Genomic DNA, 8,788 nt, shown 5'->3' with positions numbered 1-8,788 from the left:
GCAGGAGGACGACCAGGCCGTCGTCGGCAATCGGCACCTCGCGCCAGTTGAAGGTGGGGCTGCAGGCGGCAAGCGCGAGCGTGGCGGCTGCGGCCAGCGCGGGCCGGAAACGGGAGTCGGACGATGGCATCGGAAAGCCATTATCGAGCCGCCCGCACGCCCGCCGGCACGATCCGGCCGGCGGAACTAAAATCGGCCGGCCCCTCTCCATCCGCTGCCATGAAAAAATACATCACCGTCGCCGCAGTCGCCCTTGCATTGGCCGCGGGCGTGGGGGTGTACCTGGGTTCCGGCACCACCGAGGCACCGGCCTCGACCTTCGTGCTGCTCGACGGCAGCAAGAAAAGCACCAACGACCTGAAGGGCAAGGTCACCCTGGTGAACTTCTGGGCCACCAGCTGCGTGACCTGCGTGGCGGAAATGCCCAAGGTCATTGCCACCTACGACAAGTACAAGTCCAAGGGCTACGACACGCTGGCCGTGGCCATGAGCTACGACCCGCCAAGCTACGTCGTCAACTTTGCCGAGACCCGCAAGCTGCCGTTCAAGGTGGCGATCGACAACACCGGCAGCGTGGCCCAGGCCTGGGGCGACGTGAAGCTCACGCCCACCACCTACCTGGTCAACAAGAAGGGCGAAATCGTGAAGCGCTATGTGGGCGAACCCGATTTCGCCGAGCTCCACAAGCTGATCGAGAAACTGCTCGCCGAGGCTTGATCCGCACGAGGTGCAGGGGCGAACGCATAGCAACAACCCGAAGCATGCTTCGGCCCGGACTTTGCTAATCTGCGCCTTCCGCAGTTCTTGCGCACCCCGCCTCTTCGATGACCGACTCTCCCGTGGCCGCCTCGCGTGAGCCCGCACCGATCCTGTTCGCCGCATGCGCAGGCATGGCCTACTGGATCTCATCGCTGCGCGTATGAGCTTTTCGGTTTCACGCCCGCTGCCGCTGGCCGACACGCCAGCCGTCGTGCTCCTGACGCCGGAGGAACCCGCCGAACTCGATGCGGCGCGCGCGATCTTCCGCGACTACGCCGCCTCGCTGGACATCGACCTGTGCTTCCAGAATTTCGAGGAAGAGGTCGCCACGCTGCCTGGCGACTACGCCGAGCCGCGCGGCGCCCTGCTGCTCGCGCTGGTCGATGCCGCCCACATCAAGGAGGAAGCCGGGCAACGCGCGCCGACCCTCATGCGCGCCAATGGCACGCTGGCGCACGTGGCCGGCTGCTGCGCGCTGCGCCCGCTCGACAACACCGACTACGCCAATGCCGCGGAGATGAAGCGGCTGTTCGTGCGGCCCGGCTTTCGGGGGCTGGGCGACGGGCGGCAGCTTGCCGAAGCCATCCTCGACGCCGCGCGCGGCGCAGGCTATGCCTGCGTGCTGCTCGACACGCTGGACGACATGGAATCGGCCCGCGCGCTCTACGAAGACCTGGGATTCGAGGAAGTGCCGCCCTACTATCACAACCCGATCGCGGGCGCGCACTACCTCAAGGTGGACCTTTAGCCAGCTCCGCCGTCAGCCGCGGGCCTGGGCCAGCAGCGTCTCGGCATTGCTGACCTCGAACTTGCCCGGTGCCTCGACGTTCAGCGTGGCCACCTTGCCGTCCTTCACGAGCATCGAATAGCGGTTGCTGCGCAGGCCCATGCCGCGGCCGGTCAGGTCGAGCGTGAGGCCGGTGGCCTTGGCGAAATCGGCGCTGCCGTCGGCCAGCATGCGCACCTTGGCGCCGGTCTTCTGGTCGCGCGCCCAGGCGCCCATCACGAAGGCGTCGTTCACGCTCACGCACCAGATCTCGTCCACGCCGGCGGCCTTGAAGTCGTCGTAGTGCTGCACATAGCCGGGCACGTGCTTGGCCGAGCAGGTGGGCGTGAAGGCGCCCGGCAGCGCGAACAGCGCAATGGTCTTGCCGGCCGTGGCCTTGCTCACGTCCACCGGGTTCGGGCCGATGCTGCAGCCTTCGCCTTCGACCTCGGAATATTCCTGCAGGGTTGCCGAAGGAAGGGTGTCGCCGACTTTGATCATCTGAGTGCTCCTGAAAAAGAAAAACGGCCCACATTGTGGGCCGTTTCCGGATGGGTTGCCTTCAAGAGGCTTCCCGAGGTCGATCAGCCGGTGATCAGACCAGCACGGCCTTCTCGACCAGGCGGGTCACGACCCAGTTCTTGGTCTTGGAGATCGGACGGCTTTCCGTGATCTCGATGGTGTCGCCCAGCTTGTACTCGCCCTTTTCGTCGTGGGCGTGGTACTTGCTCGTCTTGGCCACGATCTTGCCGTAGAGCTCGTGCTTCACACGGCGCTCGACCAGCACGGTCACGGTCTTGGCACGCTTGTCGCTGACCACCTTGCCGATCAAGGTGCGCTTGAGGGATTTTTTAGCTTCCGTCATGTTCACTCCTTACTTGGCGGCTTGGGTTTCTTGCTGCTTCTGAGCAAGAATGGTCTTGGCGCGCGCGATGTCGCGGCGCGTCACGCGCAGCGTCGAGGTGTTCGACAGCTGTTGCGTGGCTTTCTGCATGCGCAGGCCGAAATGGGCCTTCTGCAGGTCCTTGATTTCGGCTTGCAGGCCTGCGACGTCCTTCGTGCGCAGGGTTGCAGCCTTGGTCACCTTGGCCGGAGCCGCGGTTTCTTTTTTCTTACGTGTTGCCATGGATGTTCTCCTCTCAGGCGCCGAGCTGGCGAGCGACGAAGGTCGTACGCAGCGGAAGCTTGGCGGCGGCCAGGCGGAACGCTTCGCGGGCGAGTTCTTCGGGCACGCCGACGATCTCGAACACGATCTTGCCAGGCTGGATTTCAGCGACGTAGTACTCGGGGTTGCCCTTACCGTTACCCATCCGCACTTCGGCGGGCTTGGTAGAGATCGGCTTGTCCGGGAACACGCGGATCCAGATACGGCCACCGCGCTTCACGTGACGCGAAATCGCGCGGCGAGCGGCTTCGATCTGGCGCGCCGTGAGGCGGCCGCGGTCGGTGCATTTGAGACCGAAGTCACCGAAGGCAACCGAGTTGCCCCGGGTTGCGACGCCGGTGTTGCGGCCCTTTTGTTCCTTGCGGAACTTTCTGCGTGCAGGTTGCAGCATTTTTAATACTCCGTAGTTCTAAGACCGATCACTCGGTCTTGGCACCGTCAGCTGCTGCAGCTGGCGCGGCTTTGCGGACGCGCTTAACGGCGGGTTTCGAGTCTGCACCCGGAGCAGCGGGAGCTGCGCCAGTGGCTTCTGCGGGCTTATCGCTGCCGTCGGCCGGGGCGGTGTTGCCACCGATCGGGCCACGGGCACCGGCGCGCGGGCCGGGGCCACGACGGTCCGAACCCGGACGGTCGCCACCCGGGCGGCCATCGCGGCGCGGACCACGCGGGCGACGCTCGTCGTCCGGACGCGGCGTTTCGACGGCCGGCAGGTCGTTGCGGCCCAGCGTGTCGCCCTTGTAGACCCAGACCTTGACGCCGATGACGCCGTAGGTGGTCTTGGCTTCCGAGGTGCCGTAGTCGATGTCGGCGCGCAGCGTATGGAGGGGCACGCGGCCTTCGCGGTACCACTCGGTACGGGCAATTTCGATGCCGTTCAGGCGGCCAGCCGACATGATCTTGATGCCCTGGGCACCCAGACGCATGGCGTTCTGCATGGCGCGCTTCATGGCGCGGCGGAACATGATCCGCTTTTCGAGCTGCTGCGTGATGCTGTCGGCGATCAGCTGGGCATCGATTTCGGGCTTGCGCACTTCTTCGATGTTGACTGCCACCGGCACGCCGAGCTGCTTGCCCAGTTCGCGCTTGAGGTTCTCGATGTCTTCGCCCTTCTTGCCGATCACGACGCCCGGACGAGCCGAGTAGATCGTGATGCGTGCGTTCTTGGCGGGACGCTCGATCATGACGCGCGACACCGAAGCGTTCTTCAGCTTCTTCTTGAGGTATTCGCGGACCTTGATGTCTTCGGCCAGCATGCCCGCGAAATCGCGGTCGCTTGCGTACCAGCGGCTGGACCAGTTACGGGTAACCGCAAGGCGGAAGCCGGTCGGATGGATTTTCTGTCCCATATTTCTTCCAGGCGTTCTTAGTTGCCAACCGTCACGTACACATGGCACGTGGGCTTGCTGATGCGGTTACCGCGACCCTTGGCTCGCGCCGTGAAGCGCTTGAGCGTTGCGCCCTGTTCGACGTAGATGGTCTTGACCTTCAGTTCGTCGATATCGGCGCCATCGTTGTGCTCGGCGTTGGCAATTGCCGACTCGAGCACCTTCTTGATGATCACAGCGGCCTTCTTCTGCGTGAATTGCAGGACGTTGAGCGCTTGATCAACCTTCTTGCCGCGGATCAGGTCAGCGACCAGACGGCCCTTGTCGACCGAGAGGCGGACACCGCGGAGGACTGCACGTGTTTCAGACATGGTCGTTCCTTACTTCTTCTGGACTTTCTTGTCCGCGGGGTGCCCCTTGAACGTGCGCGTGAGCGCAAATTCGCCGAGCTTGTGGCCGACCATCTGGTCGGTGATGTAGACAGGCACGTGCTGCTTGCCGTTGTGCACGGCAATGGTCAGGCCGATGAACTCGGGCAGGACCATCGAGCGGCGCGACCAGGTCTTGATCGGCTTCTTGTCCTTCGTCGTCACGGCCTTGTCGGCCTTGGCCACGAGGTGATGGTCAACAAACGGACCCTTTTTGAGAGAGCGAGTCATTTGCTATCCCTTACTTCTTGCGGCGCGACACGATGAAGACCTGCGTGCGCTTGTTGTTACGGGTACGGTAGCCCTTGGTCAGGTTGCCCCATGGGTCGACAGGATGGCGGCCTTCGCCGGTCTTGCCTTCGCCACCACCGTGCGGGTGGTCGACAGGATTCATCACCACGCCGCGAACGGTCGGGCGAATACCCATGTGACGCTTCACACCGGCCTTGCCGAGTTGGCGCAGGCTGTGCTCTTCGTTCGCGACTTCACCGATGGTGGCGCGGCATTCGATGTGGATGCGGCGCACCTCACCCGAACGCATGCGGACCTGGGCGTAGACGCCTTCGCGAGCCAGCAGCGTGGCCGACGTGCCGGCCGAACGCGCGATCTGCGCGCCCTTGCCGGGTTGCAGTTCGATGCAGTGGATCGTCGAGCCGACCGGAATGTTGCGGATCGGCAGCGTGTTGCCGGCGCGGATCGGGGCTTCCGAACCGCTCAGCAGCGTTGCACCAGCCTCAAGACCGCGCGGGGCGATGATGTAGCGGCGCTCGCCGTCGGCGTAGCAGACCAGGGCAATGTGGGCGGTGCGGTTCGGGTCGTATTCGATGCGTTCGACCTTGGCCGGGATGCCGTCCTTGTTGCGCACGAAGTCGACAACGCGGTAGTGGTGCTTGGCACCGCCGCCACGATGACGGATCGTGATGTGGCCGTTGTTGTTGCGGCCGGCCTYCTGGAACTGGGGCTCCAGCAGAGGCGCGTGAGGAGCACCCTTGAACAGGTGGTCCCGCGAGATCTTCACCGCGCCGCGTTGGCCCGGCGAAGTGGGTTTCATCTTGATGACGGCCATGATTAAGCGCCTTCCCCGACGAGGTTGAGCTCTTGACCGGGCTTGAGCGTCACATAGGCCTTGCGAACGTTGTCGCGGCGGCCGATGGACTTGCCAAAGCGCTTGGTCTTGCCCTTGGTGTTGAGCACCGACACGCCCTGGACTTCGACCTTGAACATCAGTTCGACAGCGGCCTTGATCTCGGGCTTGGTGGCGTCTTGCAGCACCTTGAAAGTGACAGCGTTCGACTTCTCGCCGACCATCGTGGCCTTTTCGGACACGATCGGGGCGACCAGCACCGCCATCAGGCGGCCTTCTTCGAACGTACGTTCAGCGGCGGTAGGGTTCACGCGGCTCATGCGAACATCTCCTTGAGCTTGTCGACGGCACCCTTGGTGACCAGCACCTTCTTGTAGTGGACCAGCGACACCGGATCGGCGTAGCGGGGTTCGACCACGAGAATGTTCACCAGATTGCGCGAGGCAAGGTACAGGTTTTCGTCGACTTCTTCGGCGATCACGAGCACGGACTCGAGATTCATCGCCTTGAAACGGGCTGCCAGCGGCTTCGTCTTGGGCGAATCCACGGTCAGCGAATCCACCACGGCCAGACGGCCTTCGCGAGCGAGCTGCGAGAAGATGGCGGCCATGCCGGCGCGGTACATCTTCTTGTTGATCTTCTGCGAGAAGTTTTCGTCAGGCATGTTCGGGAAGATCCGGCCACCCCCGCGCCACAGCGGCGAGGACGTCATACCGGCACGGGCGCGGCCCGTTCCCTTTTGCTTGAAAGGCTTCTTGGTCGAGTGCTTGACCTGCTCGCGGTCCTTCTGGGCGCGCGTGCCTTGGCGGGCGTTGGCCTGGAATGCAACGACGATCTGGTGGACCAGGTCTTCGTTGTAGTCACGGCCGAACACGGTCTCGGGGGCGTCGTATTTCGACGCGGCCTGGCCTTGTTCGTTCAGGAGTTCGAGTTGCATTACTTCGCTCCTTCAGCCGCTTGCGGCTTGGCCTTGATGGCGGGACGCACGGTGACGAAGCCACCCTTCGAACCCGGGATCGCGCCCTTGATGAGCAACAGTTGACGCGCTTCGTCGATGCGGAAGACATCGAGGTTCTGCGTGGTCTTGGTGACGTCGCCGAGGTGGCCCGTCATGCGCTTGCCGGGGAACACGCGACCGGGGTCTTGTGCCATGCCGATCGAGCCGGGAACGTTGTGCGAACGGCTGTTGCCGTGCGACGCGCGCTGCGAGCTCATGTTGTGGCGCTTGATCGTGCCAGCGTAGCCCTTGCCGATCGAGGTGCCTTGCACGTCGACCTTCTGGCCCACCGAGAACACGCTGCTCGCGGCGATCACGGCGCCAGCCTTGTGCTGGCCTGCGGTATCGGCGGTCACGCGGAATTCGCGGATGATTTCACCAGCTTCGACACCCGCCTTGGCGAGGTGGCCGGCTTGGGGCTTGGTCACGCGCGATGCCTTGCGCGAACCGAACGTCACTTGCAGTGCGACGTAGCCGTCGGTCTCTTGCGACTTGATCTGGGTCACACGGTTGTTGGACACATCCACCACCGTGACAGGAACTGCGTCCCCGTCATCGGTGAAGAGACGCATCATCCCCACCTTGCGGCCCAGCAACCCGAGGGAGTTGCTCAGACTCATTTGTTTTCTCCAAAAATGGAAACTCCCCTCGCCGCTGCCACTTCAATTGGCGACAGCGTTTGGCCGATTCCCCTGGGGGTACCCGGCCTGCGAAGGAAGGTTGATAAATCTCCGCTCTCAAGGCGCCCGAATGGACGCACGAAGGGCAGAGCCAGCGATTATAGCCCGCGATGCGGGCGCAGTGCAAGCTGCATTGCGAAGCGGCCCGGAAGGCACCTGCCCCCTGTCTTGGGCCGCTTTTTACTGCTTCCGGCCTATTTGACGGGCATCGTGATGATGCTGTCGCCACCCGGCGTGGACTTCATTTCGCCGCTGGATTTCAAGGTCGGCGCGGCCGTGCCGGTCTGGATGGGGACCGAAACCGCGCTCGAGGCGCCGCCGTGCCTGATGAACACATTGAGGTAGGCCAGCCCCTCGGCCTCGCTCACCACGACGACGGTGGCCGTGGTCCGCTTGCCGGCCGGCAGCGCGAGGGTGCTGCTTCCCTGGAGGGCCAGCCCCTTGTCGGCGCTCAGGCGGACCGTGGCACCCTCGGCGTCGGTCACGCCGTCGAATTTCAGCACGACAGGCGTGGCCTGGCCCACTCGCGGCGTGGCGTCGAGCCGGTATTCGAGCTTGACGCCGGCGCCGCCGGGCTTTTGCGGCGCCGTGGTCATGGGGGCGGCCTGGCGCTGCTGCTGCGACGCTGCGTGCCTGGCGCTGCGCGACCCGGGGTCGCCGTCTGCCGCGGCCGGTACCGACAGCATTGCCAGTGCGAGGCACACGAGGCACGCGAGGGCCATCATCGAATTCGATCGGATGTTCATGGCGGCCTTTCTTGCTACTACTGAATGGAGACGTTGAAGCATGCGTCGAGACTGCTGCGGTCCGTCACTGCCAGAACGTACTCGCCAGCCGACAGGCTGACCGTATTGCCGGTTCGGGCAACCAGGCCGCCCCTGAAGATGTCGAAATCGGGGTTGGATCCCGCCGGACCGCCATTCACGACGATCTGGTAGCTGCGGTTGGCAGGCGCGGTGAAGCGGACATAGGAGAAGTTGCCGAGCTTGTTGCCCGTGCCGGCGTCGTTGGAGACGCAGGCCTGGGTCACGGCGCCGCCCACGGTCGCCACCCTGTACATCGGGATCGCAACCGGAATTGCGCCGTCGTTGGTTTCGGCGCCGCCGAACGGATCGTTGTCCGTCGCGTTGATGCCCTGCCCGCCCAGCAGGGTGGCCAGGGCCGACGCGCTGCCCGGCGCGGTCGCGTTGAAGGCCGCCGAGAAAGGATGGATCGAGGTGACGGCCGCGCCGCTCCTGAACTGGAAGCCGGTCAGCGTGTCGTGGATCGGCTTGAAGCCCACCTGCTGGTTGAGATTCCAGAAGATCGACTGGATCGAGGTCTCGCGGTACCAGCCCGGCTGGGTTGCCGCACCGGCGGAAAGGTCGATGTTGATGCTCTCCCGGACGGACGCCTGTTGCGCCCCGCCCGAATCGACATAGTTCCGGCGCCCGAGCGCAATGCCCGACCAGGCATTGCCCCAGCCTTCCGAGAACGCGAGCCGGCGATCGGTACGCTGGCTCTGGCTGTGGTCCCCGCCCATCGAGTCGTCGCGGCTGAAGGAGGACTGGTAGTAGTGCCCCCACTCGTGGGCGATCACCGAGG

General features: G+C 64.3%; 14 protein-coding genes and 1 pseudogene. 2 read left to right on the top strand and 13 right to left on the bottom strand.

What is annotated here, in order from left to right:
* The first annotated feature begins 219 nt into the window (after nucleotides 1–219).
* Together AC1DOC_RS08925 and AC1DOC_RS08920 are read left to right on the top strand one after the other, a co-directional pair.
* Nucleotides 220–717, top strand: a complete 498-nt coding sequence (locus AC1DOC_RS08925) for a TlpA disulfide reductase family protein (protein WP_015867659.1) — start codon at nucleotides 220–222, stop codon at nucleotides 715–717.
* Nucleotides 718–919: 202 nt separating this feature from the next.
* The gene (locus tag AC1DOC_RS08920) at nucleotides 920–1,507 is read left to right on the top strand and encodes a GNAT family N-acetyltransferase (RefSeq protein ID WP_478129680.1); all 588 of its coding nucleotides are present in this window, start codon (nucleotides 920–922) and stop codon (nucleotides 1,505–1,507) included.
* Between the two features lie 12 nt (nucleotides 1,508–1,519).
* On the opposite strand, the gene AC1DOC_RS08915 is transcribed toward AC1DOC_RS08920, so the two are convergent.
* The 13 genes and pseudogenes from AC1DOC_RS08915 to AC1DOC_RS08855 form a co-directional block, all read right to left on the bottom strand.
* The gene (locus AC1DOC_RS08915) at nucleotides 1,520–2,026 is read right to left on the bottom strand and encodes a peroxiredoxin (protein ID WP_015867661.1); all 507 of its coding nucleotides are present in this window, start codon (nucleotides 2,024–2,026) and stop codon (nucleotides 1,520–1,522) included.
* A gap of 94 nt (nucleotides 2,027–2,120) precedes the next feature.
* On the bottom strand, nucleotides 2,121–2,390 hold the full coding sequence (rpsQ, locus tag AC1DOC_RS08910; protein WP_015867662.1) for a 30S ribosomal protein S17: 270 nt from the start codon (nucleotides 2,388–2,390) through the stop codon (nucleotides 2,121–2,123).
* Between the two features lie 9 nt (nucleotides 2,391–2,399).
* A complete protein-coding gene (gene rpmC / locus AC1DOC_RS08905) occupies nucleotides 2,400–2,609 on the bottom strand; it encodes a 50S ribosomal protein L29 (protein WP_026284221.1) in 210 nt (69 codons plus the stop codon).
* 55 nt (nucleotides 2,610–2,664) lie between these two features.
* Nucleotides 2,665–3,081, bottom strand: coding sequence for a 50S ribosomal protein L16 (rplP, locus tag AC1DOC_RS08900; protein WP_015867664.1), 417 nt, complete (start codon nucleotides 3,079–3,081; stop codon nucleotides 2,665–2,667).
* 28 nt (nucleotides 3,082–3,109) lie between these two features.
* Nucleotides 3,110–4,036 (bottom strand): 30S ribosomal protein S3, encoded by a 927-nt coding sequence (gene rpsC, locus AC1DOC_RS08895; protein WP_015867665.1) that lies wholly within the window; start codon nucleotides 4,034–4,036, stop codon nucleotides 3,110–3,112.
* A 17-nt stretch (nucleotides 4,037–4,053) separates the two neighbouring features.
* Nucleotides 4,054–4,386, bottom strand: coding sequence for a 50S ribosomal protein L22 (gene rplV / locus AC1DOC_RS08890; protein ID WP_007838134.1), 333 nt, complete (start codon nucleotides 4,384–4,386; stop codon nucleotides 4,054–4,056).
* A gap of 9 nt (nucleotides 4,387–4,395) precedes the next feature.
* Complete coding sequence (rpsS, locus tag AC1DOC_RS08885; protein ID WP_007838132.1) at nucleotides 4,396–4,674, bottom strand: 30S ribosomal protein S19; 279 nt, start codon at nucleotides 4,672–4,674, stop codon at nucleotides 4,396–4,398.
* A gap of 10 nt (nucleotides 4,675–4,684) precedes the next feature.
* Nucleotides 4,685–5,509, bottom strand: a complete 825-nt coding sequence (gene rplB, locus AC1DOC_RS08880; protein ID WP_478129679.1) for a 50S ribosomal protein L2 — start codon at nucleotides 5,507–5,509, stop codon at nucleotides 4,685–4,687.
* Between the two features lie 2 nt (nucleotides 5,510–5,511).
* Nucleotides 5,512–5,847: a 50S ribosomal protein L23 gene (gene rplW, locus AC1DOC_RS08875; RefSeq protein ID WP_007838129.1), complete on the bottom strand. Its 336-nt coding sequence runs from the start codon at nucleotides 5,845–5,847 to the stop codon at nucleotides 5,512–5,514.
* Nucleotides 5,844–6,464 carry a 50S ribosomal protein L4 gene (gene rplD / locus AC1DOC_RS08870; RefSeq protein WP_013543942.1) on the bottom strand — a complete coding sequence of 207 codons (621 nt, stop codon included), beginning with the start codon at nucleotides 6,462–6,464 and terminating at the stop codon, nucleotides 5,844–5,846. Before rplD ends, rplW begins: the two co-directional genes overlap by 4 nt.
* A complete protein-coding gene (gene rplC / locus AC1DOC_RS08865) occupies nucleotides 6,464–7,144 on the bottom strand; it encodes a 50S ribosomal protein L3 (RefSeq protein WP_015867667.1) in 681 nt (226 codons plus the stop codon). Before rplC ends, rplD begins: the two co-directional genes overlap by 1 nt.
* 254 nt (nucleotides 7,145–7,398) lie before the next feature.
* Nucleotides 7,399–7,950 carry a hypothetical protein gene (locus AC1DOC_RS08860; protein ID WP_478084123.1) on the bottom strand — a complete coding sequence of 184 codons (552 nt, stop codon included), beginning with the start codon at nucleotides 7,948–7,950 and terminating at the stop codon, nucleotides 7,399–7,401.
* 17 nt (nucleotides 7,951–7,967) lie between these two features.
* Nucleotides 7,968–8,788 (bottom strand): annotated as a pseudogene (locus AC1DOC_RS08855) (hypothetical protein); the annotation flags it as partial.

Source organism: Variovorax sp. 01T439_2, assembly GCF_056398445.1.
The sequence above is the reverse complement of the archived record's forward strand: the minus strand, read 5'-3'. Positions and strand labels throughout refer to the sequence as shown.